This is a genomic window from Cohnella luojiensis (genome assembly GCF_004564235.1).
GTDB classification, from domain to species: Bacteria; Bacillota; Bacilli; order Paenibacillales; family Paenibacillaceae; genus Cohnella; species Cohnella luojiensis.
On sequence record NZ_SOMN01000003.1, the window covers coordinates 47975 to 67187 of the forward strand.

Below are 19213 nucleotides of genomic sequence, written 5' to 3' on the forward strand. Positions count from 1 at the left end.
TGGGGGGCGGTCGTCAAATTTAAGGAGGATAAATAAAACGATGAGCGAAAGAAACGAGAATGAATTAAACGATAAGGAACAGAGAACGAACGAAGAAATCGAAAGAGAGCTCGAAGAAAGCGGAGCGGTCAACGAGGAACCAACGGGCTTGGAACTGGATAAAAACGAGAACGACGAAGACATAGCGGATAATACGGATTCCCAGGTTGCTCCAACGGCTCATGAACCATCGTCGAAAAATTCAACTGCCATCGTCGTACCATGGGTCATCGCGGCCATTGCTATCGCAGCTTTGATCTTTGTGCTCCTGAAGAATCCGACAGACGGCTTAAACAAAACCGTTGGCTCGATGGATGGCGCGACTTTCACGACAGCCGATCTGTACGAAGAGATGTCTAAGCAAGGCGGAGAAGAGCAGCAAGCTTCCCTATTAGACAGTCTCATGACGGTTAAGCTAATAAATCTAGAGGCGGAAGAAGCGGGAGCAACGGTATCCGATGCCGATATCAAAGCCGAACTGGATAAAATCAAAACGGAGAATAACATTCCTACGGACGAAGCCCTCGAGGCGGCATTGCAGCAATCCGGCATGACGCTTGATAGCTTCAAAGAACAAATCTCGACCCAGATGAAGCTTCGCAAAATTTTCGAAAAGAATAATCCCGCATCCGAAGCAGACATGAAAGCTTATTTCGAGAAAAACAAAGAGCAGTATTCTACGCCAAAGCAGGTACAAGCCTCCCATATCCTCCTGCAAACCAAGGAAGAAGCGGAAGCGGTTCTTGCCGAACTGAAGGCCGGCAAAGATTTCGCGACATTAGCGAAAGAGAAATCGCAGGACCCGGGTTCTAAGGGCAGCGGCGGCGAGCTCGGTTACTTCGGCAAAGGCCAGATGAATGCGGGCTTCGAAGAAGCGGCGTTCAAGCTGGCGAAAGGCGAAATGAGCGGCGTGGTGGAAGCCGAAAGCGGGTTCCACATCATCAAGGTGACCGACATCAAGGAGGCCGTGACGCCAACTTACGATGAAGTGAAAGACAAGGTCAAGCAAGGCTTTTACGACGAGAAAATCCAAGCCGAAGGCCAAGCTTGGATGGAACAAGCGAAGAAGGACCGGAATTTCAAAAATCTCTTGACGAAAGAGCCTGAGCCAACGGCGTCCGCTAGCGCGGGTGCTTCCCCTGAAGCGACTCCGGAAGCAACGGCTACGACGCAAGAATAGCATAATCATCGACAGCTTTCCGAATTCGTCTAGCGGCGGATTTCGGACAAGCTGTTTTTTTTGCCGGGAAATGAATAGTAAACTTAAAGTAAATCTTGAGATTTCCTTAAGAAGTATAAAACCTTGCGGGACAAGCGGACAGGCAGACAGGGTTAAGGTATAGTGGGTAAGATAAGGCAGAGGAGTTGTCATGAATGACCAGAAGCGTTCTCATCGTTGACGATGATCGCGAGATCGCCAACTTGATCGATATTTATCTGCGCAACGAAGGTTACGAAACCGCTCAAGCCCATGATGGGGAAGAAGCGTTGGACAAGCTGGCAAGCCGATCCTACCACCTTGTCGTGCTCGATATCATGATGCCGAAGATGAACGGGATGGAGGTTTGCCGCCGAATTCGCGAGACGGCTTCGATCCCGATCCTGATGGTTAGCGCTAAGGCGGAGGACATGGACAAGATCCTCGGATTGATGACGGGCGCGGATGATTATGTCGTCAAGCCCTTTAATCCGCTCGAACTCGTCGTGCGTGTCAAGACGCTTCTCCGCCGCGCTTATCAATATGGGCAGCAGGCCGCACCTCAAGCCGATGAAGACGGGCTGTTGAAGATCCACGAGCTGATGATCAACAAAGCCACGCACACTGCCGAGGTGGAAGGTCGCCCCGTTCACTTGACCTCCACGGAGTTCGGCATCCTGTTCTTGCTCGCAAGCAACCCGGGGCGCGTATTTAGCGCCGAGGATATTTTCCAACAGGTGTGGAAGGAAAAGTATTTCGAATCGAACAATACGGTCATGGTGCACATTAGCAAGCTGCGGGACAAGCTGGAGCAAGAGATGGGCCGCAAGCTGATTACGACCGTATGGGGGGTTGGCTATAAAATTGAAACCTAATTTAGCTATCCGCATGGCTTGGCGATTGGTTTGGCAAATCGTATTAAGCTCCATACTCGCGATCATTACCTTTTATTTTTCCATCATCGTATTGGAGAGAATGACGCGAAATAACGACATTCATCGTACGTTCTTCAAAAAATTGTACGACATGTTCGGTGAAACGCCTTTGTTGATATTCGGGGTATTCGTTCTTTTCACCGTCTACATGGTCATTTTCAATTGGAGGCGCTTCAGTTATTACGACCAGCTTAGCCGATCCGTCGAGCATATCTCGAAAGGTCATTTTAACGATCTGATCCCGGTTAAACAAAACAATGAAGTGAGCTATCTCGCGGATAATTTGAATTCCCTGGTGTTGGAGCTCAAACGGTCGTTGGATGAGGAAAGAAAAGCGGAACAAACGAAGAACGAGCTGATCACGAACGTTTCCCATGATTTGCGCACGCCGCTGACTTCCATAATCGGATACCTCGGACTGATCGAGCAGGATCGCTATCGGGACGAAGTGGAGCTCCGCCACTACGTTCAGATCGCATACTCGAAGGCCGAGCGGCTCAACGTGCTTATTCATGATTTATTCGAATATACGCGTATGCGCCATGATGTTATCCCATTGAATAAGCAAGCCTTCAACCTTGTGGAAATGATGAATCAGCTGCTAGTCCATTATCGCTTATCCCTGGAGAGCGCCAAGATGAAAGGGAAGCTCATTTCGAACGTCGGCGAACTGACGCTGATGGCGGATCCGGATAAGCTGGTGCGAGTCTTCGAGAATCTATTGTCCAACGCGATTACTTACGGCTATACCGGAGGCAAGGTCGAAATCTATCTGAATCAATATGAAGAATCGGCAGTAGTCGATATCGTAAACTACGGCGAAGCGATTCCTGCGGCCGATCTGCCTCATCTGTTCGACCGGTTTTACCGCGTTGACAAGTCAAGAGCCGAGAACGGAGGCGGTACGGGGTTGGGGCTGGCTATCGCCAAAGGGCTGGTAGAGAAGCACGGAGGTTCGATCTCGGTCACAAGCGACGGGGATAGCACGAATTTTCGGGTGAGGCTTCCCCTATCTTAAGGGAATCTTATGATTTGCTTATGATTTGCTTTTCATTTGCTTAAAGAGTTCCCTCTACAATGAACGGTATAGCAGATCTGTATCGTTCAGGAGGGTAAGGAAAATGAAGTGGAGAAGAGTTATCGTACTCGTCGCATTCGTCGCCGTGGTCGGTTGGGCCGTGGACATCAAGGAGAAAATCGGTTTTACTAAAAACGACGAACCGAGCTTAGCCGTCGTTTCTGCCGTTATGATGGATGCGGATACGGGGGACTGGGTTTACACGAGCAATGCAATGGAGCCTCTGCCTCCGGCAAGCATGTCCAAGATGATGACGGAGGCGCTTTTGCTTGACGGCATCGGGACCGGAGAACTTGCGTGGGAGGATTCGGTCATCGCCAGCTACTATGCCGCGAATGTCGAGGGCGCCGAAATGGGGCTGAATGAAGGACAAATCGCAACGGTAAAAGAGCTGTTCGATGCTATGGCCATCCATTCCGCTAATGATGCGACGATCGCGTTGGCCGAGTTTATTGCCGGGTCCGAAGCGGAATTCGTGAGAAGGATGAATGAAAAGGCCCGGGAAATCGGACTGTCCGGAGATACGCATTTTGCCAACGCTACGGGATTGTCCAGCGATGACTTAGATAGCTATGCAACGGCTGCCACGGAAGGCGAGACGATGATGACCGCCAAGGATGTCGCCTTGCTGGCGCGTTACTTGATAGAAACTTACCCCGAGGTTTTGAAAATCACGAAGCAAACCGCGGCGGCAGTCGCAAGCGGGAACAACAACTTGCAAACGACGAACGAAATGTTGCCGGGAAGGCGTTTCGGAACAAAGGGGAACGACGGCCTGAAGACCGGCTATACCGAACGGGCGGGCTACTGCTTTACGGGCACGACGGTTGTCGACGGCAGGCGCTATATTACGGTCGTAATGGGCACCAGCACGCCTGAATCGCGGTTCGAGGAAACGCGGAAGCTGCTTGCTTACGCCGAGGGGATCTCATAATGAACCGATACGAGAAACGCATCGACGGCTTGAGGGCAGTAGAAGTGCTTTGTTATTCCGTATGCTTGCATCTTCTGATAGAAGAGCAAAGGGCAAACTTGGCCGCCAAAGCGGCGTTGATCGACCTCTACGCAGATGAAAGATTCTGGGAGCTTGAGGGCAGGGACCGTGAATGCCGCGTTCGACAACTGGCGGTTAGCCGTTCCATTCAAGCTATGCAAAACCGCTAAAAAGGCTCCGTTGCCAGCGTGGGCAACGGAGCCTTAACAACTTATATGATATTGTTATTCTGTTCGGCCATCCTCTGTCTTCCTAGCGTCCGATCGCGGTATTCTTGGACGGAAGCGCGAGGATAAATAATTATGCTTGCGGTCCCGGAAGAAAATCCATCCTCCGATAAAACCGATGCCCATTAAGAAAAGAATCGCTCCGCCGATAAATAATCCCCACGAGAATTCAGGATTAATCACGTCTACGCTTCCTATTTTCGCGAAATAATCGTATAGGGCATCTTTCATTAGCAGGAATCCATAAGCAGCCGCGAGGCCGGGAATGACGAGCAGCAGAATAGCAATCAGGCGCTGAACTATCAATTTCATAGAATGCCATAGCCCTCCTTCCAATCTCTTAATCATAACGAAATTCCGCTCTATTGTCCATGAATGGCATCATTCACCTGCTTATTCCCCTATGATCCGACAAAAACCTATGGTATTATGACACAAGAAAACTAGAGAGAGAGAGGGGAGATACGGGAAGTGGTATTTTCCAGTTTATTCTTTTTGTATTTATTCCTGCCGATTTTGCTAATCGCCTATTTCGTATTTAAGAATACGACGTACCGCAATTGGATTCTGATCTTCTTTTCCTTCGCCTTCTACGCTTGGGGTGAGCCCGTATGGATCGTATTGTTGCTAATCGCCTCCATGATAGGCTACTTATTCGCGTTGGGAATCGAAAAATATAGGGGAACTTGGTTGGCCAAAGCGCAGTTTATAGCGGCAATCGCGGTCAATATCGGTATACTGGGTTTTTTCAAATATGCCGGGTTTCTTGTCGATAACGTTAACTCGATTTTACCGTTTAACATTCCGCATCCCGAGGTTACGTTACCGATCGGGATATCCTTTTTCACATTCGAAATCATATGTTACCTAACGGACGTATATAAAGGGACGATCAAAGCTCCTAGATCCCCTAAGAAAATATTGCTTTATGTTTCCTTCTTCCCGCATTTGGTGGCCGGGCCGATTATTCGTTATTCGGATATCGAGCAACAGATCGATAATCCTAAAGTCACGATGTCCGGGTTCAGCGAAGGGATTACGCGGTTCATGATCGGCCTTGGAAAGAAGGTCATCATCGCAAACCTGTTGGGAGAGAGTGTGTCGCAGCTGCTGAATCCGACCGCCGGCTCGTCTTCCGTTCTCGGAATTTGGTTCGGAGTCTGCTTGTTCGCCCTTCAAATCTACTTCGACTTCTCCGGGTATTCGGATATGGCTATCGGTTTAGGCAAAATGTTCGGGTTCAACCTTCGCGAGAACTTCAACTATCCTTATATTTCGAAGTCGGCGGGCGACTTTTGGCGTCGGTGGAACATGTCCTTGGGCGGGTTTTTCCGGGATTACGTCTATATTCCGCTAGGCGGAAACAAAAGGTTTTATTTACGGAATTTGTTCGTCGTTTGGTTCTTAACCGGCTTCTGGCACGGCGCAAGCTGGAACTTTATCATTTGGGGCTTGTATTTCGGGCTATTAATCTACCTAGAACGGCAGTTTCTCGGAAAATGGCTGGAGAAGGCCGGAGCGTTCGTCTCGCATGCCTATTCGACTCTTGCGATGCTGATCGGATGGGTGTGGTTTTACTTCACGGACCTTTCGTCCGCCATTAAAGCATTGCTGACCATGTTCGGCTTGTATAACAAGGAGCTTTACACGCTGGAATTGCAAATCTACTTCAAAGAAAACTTGTTGCTGTTCCTTGTCGCGATCGTTGCATCTACGCCGTTAATGAAGTGGACTTTCACGCGTTTGGCGGAGTCCAATCCTAAGCTTGGGGCAGGCCTGAACGGAATAGGCGTACCTGCGTTAAACATCGCGATACTGATCGTGGCCACCATATTATTAATCGGCAGTACCTATAATCCGTTTCTTTATTACCGGTTTTGACGAGGAGGGCGAAAATGAAGCTGCAGGTCAAACTCAATCTCATCTTGTTCTTGGTTTTTATCTTCGGTCTTGGAGCCGTAAACTTATTGCGACCGCATTCGCAGGAAGTGTCCGAACTCGAGCAACGGGATATTACCAAGCAACCGGAGTTTACCGTTGATCGGTTTTTCGAAGGTAATTATACTCGCGATTTCGATAACTATTTCTCCGATAACTTCGCTTACCGGACTTCCTTGGTTCAAGTCGGCACTAGCATGAAAGAGCTTAGAGGATTTCCGGACGAGAACGGCGCATCGATCGTCGTCCAAGGCGGAGATAATATGGCAGTCGCCCAGGATGTAAAGGAAAAGGAAGGCGAAGGCAGCTCGACAACGGATATAAACTCCAGCCAATATCTGATATTCAAAGACCGGGCGTATACGGCATTTAAATTCGCTGCTCCGGCTGCCGATTTGTACGCGGATGCTCTAAACCGTTTCCGTAAATCCGTAGATCCCGAAGTTCGCGTATATTCCTTGCTCGCGCCGACTTCGGTGGAATTCATCGGAAACGAGAAATATAAAGAGTTGTCGGACTCGCAGAAGGACGCGTTTGCCTACTTGAACGAACGGTTAGATTCTACGATCGGACAGGTTGATGCTTATGGCGCGCTTAACGACCATAAAGATGAATACATCTATTTCCGCACGGACCACCATTGGACAGCCCTTGGCGCGTATTATGCTTACACCAAGCTTATGGAGTCGATGGGCGAAGCTGCGGTTCCGCTCAGCAAGTACAAGAAGAGCGATATGACGGACTTTTTGGGTACGGCGTATAAACAGACGTTAAAGAACGAGCTTAAAACACATCCGGATACTCTTACGTACTATACGCCGTTTACTAAAAACACCTATACGATGTACACGTCGACAGGCAAAGCCCTTGAACGCAAAGCGGTCGATCCGAATTATGCCAAGAAGAGCAGCACATTCTATGCGACATTCCTCGGCGGAGATTATCCTTGGGGAGAAATCTCTACGGATAATCACAACGGCAAAAGGATCGTCGTCGTTAAAGATTCTTACGCTAACGCATTTATCCCGTTCTTAATGCCACATTTCGAGAAGGTATACTATTTAGACCCCCGGCACTACAAGAAGAACATGCTGGACTTCGTAAAAGAACAGAAGATCACCGACGTTCTTTTCTTAAACAACTCTACCGTGGCCCGCAACGCCGGAATTGCCAAGCTGCTGAACGAGAAAATGGATATCGGCAAATAGAATGCGCGCAGAAGCGGCGACCTGAAGAGGTCGTCGCTTTTGCATGACCGGAGGGGATAAAACTGAATTTTGTCCCGGGCGGCAAAAAAAGGTACAATGGGAGGGTGAGTTTACATACGGAGGGGAAATTATGCCAATCGAAGTCGATGTCGCTATCGTGGGCGGCGGGCCGGGAGGCTACACGGCAGCGGTTAAGGCGGCGCAAGCCGGACGCAGCGTCGTTATTATCGAACGGGACAAGCTGGGCGGAACATGTCTGCATCGCGGATGCATTCCAAGCAAATCCCTATTAAGAAGCGCGGAAGTATATGCGACTATAGGGGAAGCGGCATCTTATGGATTAACCTTGCCCGAGGGAAGCGTTAACGTTGATTGGAAAGCCGTTATTAATCGTAAAAACAATATCGTAGAGCAGTTGCATAAGGGACTTCAAGCGCTTATGAAGCAACACCGTATTGAAGTCATCAAAGGGAGCGGGCGTATAATCGGGCCTTCGATCTTCTCTCCACGGAGCGGGGCTATTGCCGTTGAGCTTGCGGATGGGCAATCGGAGACGGTCGTGCCAAAGAACGTCATCATCGCAACAGGATCGCGGCCACGCCGATTAGAAGGACTTTCATACGACGGAGAACGGATCGCGACAAGCGACGAAGCCTTGGATTGGTCTTCACGGCCTTCATCTATACTTATCATTGGCGGCGGAGTTATCGGAGTGGAGTGGGCGTCGATGCTTAGCGACTTCGGAACGAAAGTCACGCTCATCGAGACCGCGGACCGCGTGTTGCCGACGGAGGACAAGGATGTCAGCTCGGAAATCGCGAAAGCGCTGAAGAAGAGAGGCGTTATCATTCACACGGGTGCGTCTTTGCGCGCGGAAGGCTGCCGATTGACGGACACGGGTGTTCAAGCGGAAGTTACAGTGAAGGGCGAGGTTCTTGCTTTGACTGCGGAGAGAATGCTCGTATCTATCGGAAGGCAAGGCAACACGGAAAATCTTGGTTTGGAGAATACGGATGTAAAAACGGACAAGGGCTTCGTAAAAATAAATCCGAATACGCTTCAGACGGGCGAGTCGCATATTTACGCGATCGGAGATTGCATAGGCGGGATACAACTAGCGCATGCGGCCATGCACGAAGCGAACGTCGCGGTAGAGCACTTGACGGGGCATAAGCCATCGCGTTACGCGGATCGCGACATTCCTCGCTGTATCTATTCCCGCCCGGAAGCTGCCTCCGTCGGTTGGACGGAAGCGGATGCCAAAGCGCAAGGTCATTCCGTAAAGACGGCGAAACTGCCGCTTCGAATTCTCGGTAAAGCGCTGGTATACGGCGAAAGCGACGGTTTCGCCAAGGTAGTGGCGGACTCCGTTACAGGGGACCTGCTCGGAGTCCATTTGGTTGGCGCGCATGCAACGGAGTTAATTGCGGAGGCAGCGTTGGCCAAGCTGCTCGATGCCGTTCCGTGGGAAATCGGTCGTACGATTCACCCGCATCCGACATTGTCGGAAGCTATGCAGGAAGTGATGCTCGCATTGGATGGCGGAGCGAGTCACGGCTGACGACAGCGAAGAGGATGCTCAACCCCGGAGACTTTGTCTTCTTGCAGCGGGTGAATTGCCTTTTGGGCAAATTCATCCGGGCGGCGACGGGGTTGGGCGTTTCTTTTTGCTTCCAAGCGGAGTATAATAGGTTTTAAGTTCAAGTATTAAGACCTGGTTATAAAACCAACCTAAACCAAAGCAGGAGGACGCGCCCATGAAACAAGCAGGTTCCGTCCAGCAAACCCATCGGCATACCGCTCTCGGCTTATCCGACGAGCGCGCTGTCGAGATGTACAAGACGATGATGCTTGCCCGTCGCTTCGATGAGCGGGGGCAATTGCTGCAACGCGCCGGTAAAGTCAACTTTCATATCTCGGGGATTACCCAGGAACCATCGCAAGTCGCGATGGGCTTTGCCATGGATTTGAAGAACGATTGGTTTCTTCCGTATTACAGGGACTACGGCTTTGTTTTATCGCTTGGGATGACGGTCAAGGAATTGATGTTGTCCGTGTACGCCAAGGGAGAAGATCCGAATAGCGCCGGACGCCAGATGCCGGGACATTTCGGAAGCAAGAGGCTCCGGATCGTTACGGGCTCTAGCCCGGTTACGACCCAAGTTCCTCACGCGACGGGCTTTGCGCTTGCGGCGAAGATGAGAGGCGAGCCGTCCGTCGCGATCGTAACGTTCGGAGACGGTTCAAGCAATCAAGGGGACTTCCACGAGGGCTGCAATTTCGCGGGCGTCCATCAGCTTCCGGTTATTTTCGTGTGCGAGAACAATCAGTACGCCATATCCATGCCGTTAGAGAAGCAGACGCGAGGACGCATCTGCGATCGTGCGCTCGGATACGGATTTCCAGGCATCCGCGTGGATGGAAACGATCCGCTGGAAGTTTATCGCGTCGTTAGCGAAGCCCGCGAACGCGCGGCGTCCGGCCAAGGACCGACGTTGATCGAGATCATGACTTATCGAGTCACCGCGCATTCGACGTCCGATAACGATCTTGCCTACAGAACGAAGGAAGAAGTAGATCTTCATAAAGGCAAAGATTCTTTACCGGTGTACAAGCAGTATTTGGTTGATGCCGGCTTGTGGTCGGAGGAACAGGAAGCGAAGCTGCAGACCGAAATCCGCGCCATTATCGACGAAGGCAACGAGTACGCGGAGAAAGCGGCATTCCAGCCCGTGGAAGACGCATTTCGGTATGTCTATGCGGAGCAAAGCGGGGAGGGCCAATAATGCCGGTTATTGAATATATCGATGCCATTCGGTTGGCGATGAAGGAAGAGATGGAGCGGGATAGCGACGTATTCGTCATGGGCGAGGACGTCGGGCTTAAAGGCGGCGTATTCACCACGACTAAGGGCTTGCAGCTGCAATTCGGCGAACAGCGCGTTTTAGATGCTCCGCTCGCGGAATCCGCGATCGCAGGCGTTGCGATCGGCGCGGCCATGGCCGGAATGAAGCCGATTGCCGAGATGCAATATTCGGACTTCATGTTCCCCGCGACGAACCAAATCATTAGCGAAGCAGCCAAGATTCGTTATCGTTCCAACAACGACTGGGATTGCCCTATCGTAATCAGGGCTCCGATCGGCGGGGGCGTGTTCGGCGGATTGTACCACTCTCAATGTCCGGAATCCGTGTTCTTCGGAACCCCCGGCTTGAAGATCGTAGCTCCCTCTACCGCTTACGATGCGAAGGGGTTGCTTAAAGCGGCCATTCGCGATCCGGATCCCGTTATTTTCTTCGAGAACAAGAAATGCTACCGACTCATTACGGACGAAGTTCCGGACGAGGATTATATCGTTCCGATCGGGAAGGCGAACGTCATGAGGGAAGGCAGCGACCTTACGGTTATCGGCTACAGCATGCCGCTTCACTTCGCGATGCAGGCTGCGGAGGAATTGTCCCAGGAGCATGGAATCGAAGCTCATATTCTGGATCTGCGGACGATTCAACCGCTCGATCGGGAAGGCATCCTCGAAGCCGTTGCCAAGACCGGCAAAGTTCTAATCATTCATGAAGATAACAAGACGGGCGGTATTGGGGCCGAAGTGGCCGCTATTATCGCGGAGGAGCTTCTATATGATTTGGACGCTCCCATTCGTCGACTATGCGGACCGGATGTGCCGGCAATGCCGATCAATCCTCCGGGCGAGAAGCATTTCCTGCTGAACAAAGAAAAGCTCAAAACAGCGATGCTGGAGCTTGCGCGCTACTAAGCCGGCGATCGATTACCGGGGAGGAGAACTAATAAATGGCAAAACAGATTATCGAAGTTACGATGCCGCAATTAGCGGAATCGCTCGTGTCCGCGACGATCGACAAGTGGGTGAAGCAGCCCGGCGATATGGTGGATATGTATGAGCCGCTATGCGACATTCTTACCGATAAAGTAAACGCGGAGCTTCCGTCGACCGTAAGGGGCAAGCTCGTCAAGCATTTGATCGGAGAAGGGGAAACCGTCGAAGTCGGCACGGCGATCTGCCTGATAGAAACGGAAGTAAGCGATCAGTCGAGTCAGTCGACGGATAACGGCGTTTCGGAAGCGGCGACCGCCAATCCGCAGATGCAACCATCAGCGTCCCGTCCGTTAGTCTCGGCATCGGTTTCCAGCGCTATCGACTCCAATGCGCCGATGCGCCATCGTTACTCGCCGGCCGTCCAGAAGCTGGCTGCTGAGCATGGCATCGATTTGTCGCTTGTGCCGGGAACGGGAGAAGGCGGACGAATTACGCGCAAAGACGTACTTGTCGCGGCTGAGTCAGGTTCCGCGAAGCTAGGTTCAGCCTCAACCGGAGGGGCACCGAGCTCGGCTCAGCCAAGCGCCGGTGCAGCTTCCGCGTCCCATTTCGTTCCGATGGATCCGAAGGTTCCGGTTCGCTCTACGGGCATGCATCTGACCGAGTCCCCGCGTATCCCGTCTGTCGAATCGCAAGCTCAAGAGGTTCCCGGGCGCGGTGAATATTTTATCGATATTACGCCTATTCGGAACACGATCGCCAGCCGCATGCGTCAGAGCGTAACGGAAATCCCTCACGCGTGGACGATGATCGAGGTGGACGTAACCAATCTGGTCATGCTCCGCGGCAAGTTGAAGGACGACTTCCAGAGAAAAGAAGGCATTAACCTCACTTACATGCCTTTCCTGATCAAAGCGGTCGTGAACGCGATCAAAGACTATCCGATCATGAATTCCATCTGGGCAGTCGACAAAATCATCGTGAAGCGCGATATCAATATTTCGCTGGCGGTCGGTACCGAGGATTCCGTTATTACTCCGGTCATTCGCAATGCCGATCAGAAGAACGTACCGGGAATCGCCCATGAGATTGACGATTTGGTGAGGCGAACGAGAAATAACAAGCTCACGTTAACCGATTTGCAAGGCGGTACCTTCACGGTAAACAATACGGGGTCATTCGGTTCGATTCTGTCTCAGCCTATCATTAACTATCCTCAAGCGGCGATTCTCACTTTTGAATCCATCGTCAAAAAGCCTGTCGTCATCAACGACATGATTGCCGTTCGTTCAATGGTTAATCTGTGCCTGTCGCTTGATCACCGAATCCTTGACGGAGTCATCTGCGGACGATTCCTGCAACGCGTCAAGGAGAATCTTGAAAGCTACAATCTGGATACGAAGCTGTACTAAGCAAGGAACTGCTCCCGGTTCATCGCTAATGAAGATGCGCCGGGTTTTCTTGTGGCTACTCTCCCAATAAGATTCGGTTTTCGTTTGCGGTGGGGGATTACGATAAGCTACAATGAGAGTTGAGTTGCGGAAGGGGGCCATAGGAATGCCTATGCTGGAAGCCCAATGGTTGGCTAGAATGGACTACGGTATTGCTTGGGAACTGCAGAAGAAGCTCATAAGGGAAATCGACCGCGAGGAGAGTTCGGAAGCGCTGCTCTTATTGGAGCATACTCCAACGTATACAATCGGTTCGGACCGCCATCCCGAACATCTGCTTTACGGTAAAGAGGAGTTAGCCCGAAGAGGAATTTCGCTGTACGAAATCGATCGGGGAGGCGACATCACTTATCACGGTCCCGGCCAGTTGGTAGGATATCCGTTACTGTACTTGGACGCGGTAGGGTTGGATCTGCATGCGTACCTAAGAAACTTAGAGGAAGTCATTATTAAGCTGTTGGCAGACTTCGGAATTTCGGGAGGAAGAAAGCCTGAGTACACGGGAGTCTGGGTAGGGGATTCGAAGATCGCGGCAATAGGCGTCAAATTTAATAAAGCCCGCACTCGGCGGGGGTTCGTCACGAGTCACGGGTTCGCTCTTAACGTGAAGAAGAACGTGGAGCAGGAAGGTTTTCAAGGGATTATTCCTTGCGGGATCACGGAGTTCGGAGTCACTTCTCTCGAGACGCTTACCGGGCTTGAATGGCAGGTTGAGGATATCGGGCGTCGAATACTCCCTTATTTCGCGGAGGTATTCGGTTACGCCGTACCTACTGTAATAGAGAGCCTAAGCTCATAAGCAAAGTAGATACGACCAACACCAGCAACGTAACGTAAATGACGATCTTAAACCAACGATTGTTCATCGATAACATCCTTTCAATAAGGGCTTGTCCACTATTCTATTGTAACGAAAGCTTCGTCAGGAGGAAAGATCATGGTACAAAAAGAACGCTTATTGACGGAATTCATGGAACTGGTACAAATCGACAGCGAGACGAAATACGAAACGGAAATCAGCAAGGTGCTAAAGGGCAAATTCGAAGCCTTCGGTTTGGAAGTGACGGAAGACGACGTGGCCGACAAGATCGGGCACGGCGCGGGGAACTTATTCGCTTGGTTGCCGCCTACCGCAGGACAGGAGGACGTTCCTGCTATTCTTTTTACGTCTCATATGGATACGGTATCGCCCGGTAAAGGAATAAAGCCCCGTCTGGATACGGACGGTTACATCCGCAGTGACGGAACGACGATTCTGGGCGCCGACGACAAAGCGGGATTAGCCGCGATGTTCGAAGCGTTGCGCGTACTTAAAGAACAAGCGTTGCCTCATGGAGGAATACAATTCGTAATCACCGTAGGCGAGGAATCCGGCTTGCTCGGCTCGCGGTCAATGGACGGTTCGCGATTGCGCGCTAAATTCGGCTATGCCTTGGATTCCAACGGATCCATCGGCGATATTGCGGTTGCCGCGCCGACGAACTCCCGTCAATACATTACAATCCGCGGCAAGGCCGCTCATGCCGGCGTGAATCCCGAGGATGGCATCAGCGCGATCCAGGTTGCTTCCAAGGCGGTATCCCGCATGAAGCTTGGCCGGATCGACAGCGAGACAACGGCGAATATCGGCCGATTCGAAGGCGGCGGCGAAGTGAATATCGTTACCGATACGATTAAGATTTACGCGGAAGCGCGCAGCCAGGTTCAAGAGAAGATGGACAGCCAAATCGAGTCCATGCGCGAGGCTGTAGAAAGCGCCGCTAAGGAATCTGGCGCGGAATTCGAATTCATCACGACAACGATTTATCCGGCTTATAGTTACGGCGATGACGACGAGGTCGTACAAGTAGCTAAAGCCGCAATCGAAGCAATCGGTCTTACGCCGCATACTTTCGCTTCAGGCGGGGGCAGCGATGCCAATATGTTCAACGGAAACGGCGTTCCGACTGTTAACTTGGCTGTAGGCTATGAGCATATCCATACGACGAAGGAACAGATTAAAGCGGACGATCTCGTGAAAACGGCGAAATTAGTGCTTTCAATTGTGTCTGAAACGCTAAAACGCGGGTAATAGATGGTGTCGCTTAAACCTCCGAGCAATCGGGGGTTTTTTGTTGATCATAAATGGTATTTGCAGGAGATTTGATCGAAAGCATTCGGAAGTTGATCGATATAGTTGCTGCTAATATGAAGAATTCGTCCGTATTTGCGTAAGTCAAACTAACCTCGTGCGGGGAGCGGATTCAAGGCGTCGTAGTTTGCTTAGGTCAAACTAATTGCATTCTGGGAGTATGTTCGAGGCGTCGTAGTTTGCGTAGGTCGAACTAATTGCGTTCTGGGAGTGGGTTTATGCAGCAAAGGAGCTGTCTCAAAATTTCCACTTTTGAGACAGCTCCTTTTTTAGTATCTATTTCAAGAGAACGGTTCCGTTGCCCGATTCGAGGTTAACCGTTGAAAGCAGTTCGATTAATGGAGTATTTCCTCCTCGTTTCTTCTGCTCCTGACGCAGAGCGTGACGGACTTCCCACGCTTTGCCGACAAGTTGGAGCTTACGCGGCGTTACGTACTTTTTCAACATCCCAACAACCTCCTCTTCACCGGAAAACTTAGTTACCGGAGCTTGCAATCAATCGGACAAGTCTATATCTTGAACCTATGCGCATTATTTCGATTTCATTCCAGGAGGTTCAAATATGAGCGAGAATCACGAATCAATTCAGCATCCTTTCTACGAAGAAACGATAGAAAGCAAGCCGATTTTCCAAGGACGGATCATCTCCCTGCAAGTGGATACGGTCCGCCTGCCGAACGGGGAAACCGCAACAAGGGAAATCGTTCGACATCCGGGAGCCGTTGCCGTAATCGCCATCGTCGATAACAAAATGCTGGTCGTTGAGCAATTCCGCAAAGCGTTGGAGAAAGCGCAGGTGGAAATTCCAGCGGGTAAATTGGATGCGGGAGAAGAGCCTGAGGCGGCTGCGTTAAGAGAATTGGAAGAAGAGACGGGTTATCGAGCGCGAAGCATCGTCCATCTTCAGTCGTTCTCCACGTCACCGGGATTCGCGGAAGAAATCATACATCTGTATTTCACGGACGACCTGGAGCAAGGGGAAGTACATCTGGATGAGGAAGAGTTCCTGACCTGCGAAGCGATAACATTGGATCAAGCGCTGCAATATATTCAAGACGGCCGAATTTGCGATGCGAAAACATTGCTAGCCGTCTCTGCGTGGCGTATTCGTACGCTTACGGGCTCCTTCTAATGAACGACGACTTACAGCTGGCGCCTTGCTTTGCGGACTTGCATGTCCATATCGGTCGCAGCCAAGATGGGCAGCCTATCAAGATCAGCGGGAGCAAGGATTTGACCTTCCGCAACATCGCATTGGAAGCTTCGCAACGCAAAGGGATAGAACTTATCGGTATCATCGATTGCCATTCTCCTGCCGTGCAGAAAGATATCATGGACTGCTTGAATTCCGGCGAGATGCAAGAAATAGACGGGGGCGGCATTCGCTACCGAGGCACGACGATCTTGCTCGGCATCGAGATGGAAGTTAAGGAAGAGGGCGGTGGTCCTTATCATCTGCTGGGCTACCTGCCCACCTTGCAGGCGATGCAGGAGTGGACCTCTTGGATGAAACCCCGGGTAACGAATATTAACCTGAGCTCCCAGCGAATAAGGGTGTCCGCCAGGGAATTGCAGATGGAGCTATTGGTTAGAGGAGGTCTGCTGGTTCCTGCGCACGTGTTCACCCCGCATAGGGGAATTCTCGGATGTTCAGCCGATCGTCTGGCGGATCGGCTCGATCCGGAAGGTATCGCTGCGGTCGAGCTCGGGTTAAGCGCCGATTCGAACATGGCCGGATACTTGTCCGAACTGGATCGCTACCCCTTTCTTACAAATTCCGATGCGCATTCGACGGGTATGATCGGCAGAGAGTGTAACGAGATGATGCTGAAGGAACCTTCCTTCGAGGAGTTTTCTATGGCGCTCAGAGGGCAAGCAGGACGTCATATAATCGCAAATTATGGTCTTCATCCCCAATTGGGGAAATATCATACGACCTACTGCAATCGCTGCAAGAAAGCGCTAGACGATGATGACGAGTTTGCCGGTGCATGCACGGCTTGCGGCAATAAGAAGCTAACCCGCGGCGTATCCGGCCGAATCCGGCAATTGTCAGATCGGAAACAGTCGAAACAGCCAACCGGCCGTCCTCCCTACCGTCCTCAGGTCCCGTTATCTTTCTTCCCCGGCGTCGGACCAACCGCGCGCGAGCGAATGTTTACTGAAATCGGCACGGAGATGGAGATCCTGCACCGTATTCCGCAAGAGAGAATAGCGGCAGTGGTTGGAGAGAAAATCGCCGATTCCATCGTCGGCGCGCGAGAGGGCAGAGTTTCATTTGTTCCCGGCAGCGGAGGAAGCTATGGGAGCGTCCTTCAATCATAAACCCGTCTTGTCCATCATAAACATAGGCACGAGGTAATATGTGACTGGCGGACAAGGGGGGGCGCGGGTGAACTTTAGGCTATGGAACCTGTCGGCGCGCGATAATGTGAATTTATACGTATTCGTGGGTGTCCTTCTCGTAGTCGGAGCGATATTCGGCGCGCTGCTTGTCAATGCGTTGACGTTAGAGCAGCAACAGGAGCTGGCGGATGAGATCGGCGTTTATATGACAACCGTTAAGGAATCTCAGTCCGTAGCTCCAATGACGACATTATGGGAAAGCTTCTGGTTTTATGGAAAATGGTTGATGTTGATTTGGTTTTTAGGCTTATCCGTCATCGGACTTCCGCTCGTTCTCGTGCTTGATTTCCTGAAAGGCGTGCTAATTGGATTCGCAGTCGCTCTATTGGCCCAGCAGCTAGCATGGAAAGGGGTATTCTTCTTCCTTGTCGCGACTGCGCCCCAGAATGCGATCGTCATCCCCGCGCTTATGATCGCTAGCATTTCAGCTGCTAGGTTTGCTTATTTTGTCGTGAGAGAGAGGTTGTTTCGCCGCAAGGGGCAACTGCTCCCTCCCTTTCTCGCGCATACGGCCGTAACGGGGCTCATGCTGATCATGATAGGCGTGGCATCTTCCTATGAAGCTTTCCTGTCTCCTCTAATCCTAGAGCGCGTAACTCCGACGATCGTGACCGATGATATCTCTATCCATTCTTCTAATTGATGATATGAGGTTTGACTTATCGAATAGGCTCATCCTATAATAGAAGGAAGTGCACCAGCGACCGGAGGGGGAAACCATGGAAGCCCGCATCGAAAAAATCAAACAACAACTGCAATCTCAGGGCTACAAACTGACCCCGCAAAGGGAAGCCACGGTTCGCGTACTCCTGGAGAACGAAGAGGATCACCTTAGCGCGGAAGATGTGTTTATGCTCGTTAAGGATAAGGCTCCCGAGATCGGCCTTGCGACCGTATATCGGACATTAGAGCTGCTTAGCGAAATGCATGTCGTCGAGAAGATGAATTTCGGAGACGGCGTTGCCCGTTACGATCTGCGCACGGATAGCAACAAACATCATCATCATCATCTTATCTGCGTGAAATGCGGATCTATGACGGAGATTATGGAAGATTGGCTCGGTCCGCTAGAAGAGAGGTTGGAGAGGGATTACGGTTTTACCGTGCTGGATCATCGTCTGGATTTCCAAGGAATCTGCTCGAAGTGTCAATCCAACTCTCCGAATGAAACCGATAAAGAATAAAATTGGAAAAATGATTAGAGGCTATTCCGAAGTCAACTTCGGGATAGCCTCTATTTGATTGTTAACGTTGTTGGAGCAGCTTCCGAATTTGGCCTTCGATCTTCTCCGGTGTATCGGTCGGAGAGAAACGCTTGACCACCTTGCCGTTCCGGTCGACGAGGAACTTCGTGAAATTCCATTTAATGCTCTTAAGGCCGAAGAAACCCGGAGCGGCCTTCGTGAGTTGCTTATAGAGCGGGTGAATGCCGCTGCCCTTGACATCGATCTTCGCGTATAGGGGGAAAGTTACCCCATGATTGATCTGGCAATGCTCGGCGAGCGATTCCCCTTCCAGCGGCTCCTGGTTAGCGAATTGGTTGCTGGGGAAACCAAGCACGGCCAGGCCGTGGTCGGAATATGTCTCATGCAGTCGCTGCAGACCCTTGAATTGCGGTGCGAATCCGCATTTGCTAGCCGTATTCACGATGAGCATAACCTTGCCCTCGTACTCGCTTAAATCCATAGAATCGCCTCGATTTGATTTAACTTGAATGTCGTATAAAGACATCGGATATACGCCTCCTAATGGTTGTGGGAATAAAATCGAATGATTTCATTAAACTAAATTGTATACAACTAAAACGAAAAGTCA

General features: G+C 51.0%; 20 protein-coding genes and 1 pseudogene. 17 read left to right on the forward strand and 4 right to left on the reverse strand.

Annotated elements, in window-relative coordinates; all coding sequences use genetic code 11:
• The first annotated feature begins 40 nt into the window (after positions 1–40).
• From E2980_RS03905 to E2980_RS03925, 5 genes are all read left to right on the forward strand, one after another.
• The gene (locus E2980_RS03905) at positions 41–1219 is read left to right on the forward strand and encodes a peptidylprolyl isomerase (protein ID WP_135150826.1); all 1179 of its coding nucleotides are present in this window, start codon (positions 41–43) and stop codon (positions 1217–1219) included.
• A 194-nt stretch (positions 1220–1413) separates the two neighbouring features.
• Complete coding sequence (locus E2980_RS03910) at positions 1414–2112, forward strand: response regulator transcription factor (protein ID WP_135150827.1); 699 nt, start codon at positions 1414–1416, stop codon at positions 2110–2112.
• Positions 2102–3190 carry a sensor histidine kinase gene (locus tag E2980_RS03915; protein ID WP_135150828.1) on the forward strand — a complete coding sequence of 363 codons (1089 nt, stop codon included), beginning with the start codon at positions 2102–2104 and terminating at the stop codon, positions 3188–3190. The genes E2980_RS03910 and E2980_RS03915 overlap by 11 nt, the downstream gene beginning before the upstream one ends.
• Positions 3191–3293: 103 nt before the next feature.
• Positions 3294–4184, forward strand: coding sequence for a D-alanyl-D-alanine carboxypeptidase family protein (locus E2980_RS03920; protein ID WP_135150829.1), 891 nt, complete (start codon positions 3294–3296; stop codon positions 4182–4184).
• The gene (locus E2980_RS03925) at positions 4184–4414 is read left to right on the forward strand and encodes a hypothetical protein (RefSeq protein WP_135150830.1); all 231 of its coding nucleotides are present in this window, start codon (positions 4184–4186) and stop codon (positions 4412–4414) included. Before E2980_RS03920 ends, E2980_RS03925 begins: the two co-directional genes overlap by 1 nt.
• Positions 4415–4468: 54 nt before the next feature.
• On the opposite strand, the gene E2980_RS03930 is transcribed toward E2980_RS03925, so the two are convergent.
• Positions 4469–4783 (reverse strand): DUF2627 domain-containing protein, encoded by a 315-nt coding sequence (locus tag E2980_RS03930; RefSeq protein ID WP_135150831.1) that lies wholly within the window; start codon positions 4781–4783, stop codon positions 4469–4471.
• A gap of 159 nt (positions 4784–4942) precedes the next feature.
• Between E2980_RS03930 and E2980_RS03935 the strand changes: the two genes are divergently transcribed.
• From E2980_RS03935 to lipB, 7 genes are all read left to right on the forward strand, one after another.
• Positions 4943–6352 (forward strand): MBOAT family O-acyltransferase, encoded by a 1410-nt coding sequence (locus E2980_RS03935; protein WP_135150832.1) that lies wholly within the window; start codon positions 4943–4945, stop codon positions 6350–6352.
• A gap of 14 nt (positions 6353–6366) precedes the next feature.
• A complete protein-coding gene (locus E2980_RS03940; protein ID WP_135150833.1) occupies positions 6367–7617 on the forward strand; it encodes a DHHW family protein in 1251 nt (416 codons plus the stop codon).
• A 130-nt stretch (positions 7618–7747) separates the two neighbouring features.
• Positions 7748–9178: a dihydrolipoyl dehydrogenase gene (gene lpdA, locus E2980_RS03945; RefSeq protein WP_135150834.1), complete on the forward strand. Its 1431-nt coding sequence runs from the start codon at positions 7748–7750 to the stop codon at positions 9176–9178.
• 196 nt (positions 9179–9374) lie between these two features.
• Positions 9375–10403 (forward strand): thiamine pyrophosphate-dependent dehydrogenase E1 component subunit alpha, encoded by a 1029-nt coding sequence (locus E2980_RS03950; RefSeq protein WP_135150835.1) that lies wholly within the window; start codon positions 9375–9377, stop codon positions 10401–10403.
• Positions 10403–11389 (forward strand): alpha-ketoacid dehydrogenase subunit beta, encoded by a 987-nt coding sequence (locus E2980_RS03955; protein WP_135150836.1) that lies wholly within the window; start codon positions 10403–10405, stop codon positions 11387–11389. Before E2980_RS03950 ends, E2980_RS03955 begins: the two co-directional genes overlap by 1 nt.
• Positions 11390–11424: 35 nt before the next feature.
• On the forward strand, positions 11425–12822 hold the full coding sequence (locus E2980_RS03960; protein ID WP_135150837.1) for a dihydrolipoamide acetyltransferase family protein: 1398 nt from the start codon (positions 11425–11427) through the stop codon (positions 12820–12822).
• Positions 12823–12967: 145 nt separating this feature from the next.
• On the forward strand, positions 12968–13660 hold the full coding sequence (lipB, locus tag E2980_RS03965) for a lipoyl(octanoyl) transferase LipB (RefSeq protein WP_135150838.1): 693 nt from the start codon (positions 12968–12970) through the stop codon (positions 13658–13660).
• On the opposite strand, the gene prli42 is transcribed toward lipB, so the two are convergent.
• Positions 13632–13736 carry a stressosome-associated protein Prli42 gene (gene prli42, locus E2980_RS25075; RefSeq protein WP_420808603.1) on the reverse strand — a complete coding sequence of 35 codons (105 nt, stop codon included), beginning with the start codon at positions 13734–13736 and terminating at the stop codon, positions 13632–13634. The genes lipB and prli42 overlap by 29 nt on opposite strands.
• Before the next feature lie 62 nt (positions 13737–13798).
• On the opposite strand from prli42, the gene E2980_RS03970 reads away from it, so the two are divergent.
• Positions 13799–14932, forward strand: coding sequence for a M20/M25/M40 family metallo-hydrolase (locus E2980_RS03970; protein ID WP_135150839.1), 1134 nt, complete (start codon positions 13799–13801; stop codon positions 14930–14932).
• A 417-nt stretch (positions 14933–15349) separates the two neighbouring features.
• Here E2980_RS03970 and mciZ read toward each other — a convergent pair.
• A pseudogene (gene mciZ, locus E2980_RS24555) lies at positions 15350–15436 on the reverse strand (Z-ring formation inhibitor MciZ); the annotation flags it as partial.
• A 118-nt stretch (positions 15437–15554) separates the two neighbouring features.
• On the opposite strand from mciZ, the gene E2980_RS03980 reads away from it, so the two are divergent.
• The 4 genes from E2980_RS03980 (at position 15555) to fur (ending at position 18582) form a co-directional block, all read left to right on the forward strand.
• Positions 15555–16124: an NUDIX domain-containing protein gene (locus tag E2980_RS03980; RefSeq protein ID WP_135150840.1), complete on the forward strand. Its 570-nt coding sequence runs from the start codon at positions 15555–15557 to the stop codon at positions 16122–16124.
• Entirely contained in the window at positions 16124–17317 is a 1194-nt protein-coding gene (locus tag E2980_RS03985; RefSeq protein ID WP_135150841.1) for an endonuclease Q family protein, read from the forward strand. Before E2980_RS03980 ends, E2980_RS03985 begins: the two co-directional genes overlap by 1 nt.
• Positions 17318–17384: 67 nt before the next feature.
• Positions 17385–18041 (forward strand): stage II sporulation protein M, encoded by a 657-nt coding sequence (gene spoIIM / locus E2980_RS03990; RefSeq protein WP_135150842.1) that lies wholly within the window; start codon positions 17385–17387, stop codon positions 18039–18041.
• 76 nt (positions 18042–18117) lie between these two features.
• Positions 18118–18582: a ferric iron uptake transcriptional regulator gene (gene fur / locus E2980_RS03995; protein ID WP_135150843.1), complete on the forward strand. Its 465-nt coding sequence runs from the start codon at positions 18118–18120 to the stop codon at positions 18580–18582.
• Between the two features lie 61 nt (positions 18583–18643).
• Here the strand turns inward: fur and E2980_RS04000 are convergent, their stop codons facing one another.
• Positions 18644–19129, reverse strand: coding sequence for a glutathione peroxidase (locus E2980_RS04000; RefSeq protein ID WP_135150844.1), 486 nt, complete (start codon positions 19127–19129; stop codon positions 18644–18646).
• Between the last annotated feature and the right edge of the window lie 84 nt (positions 19130–19213).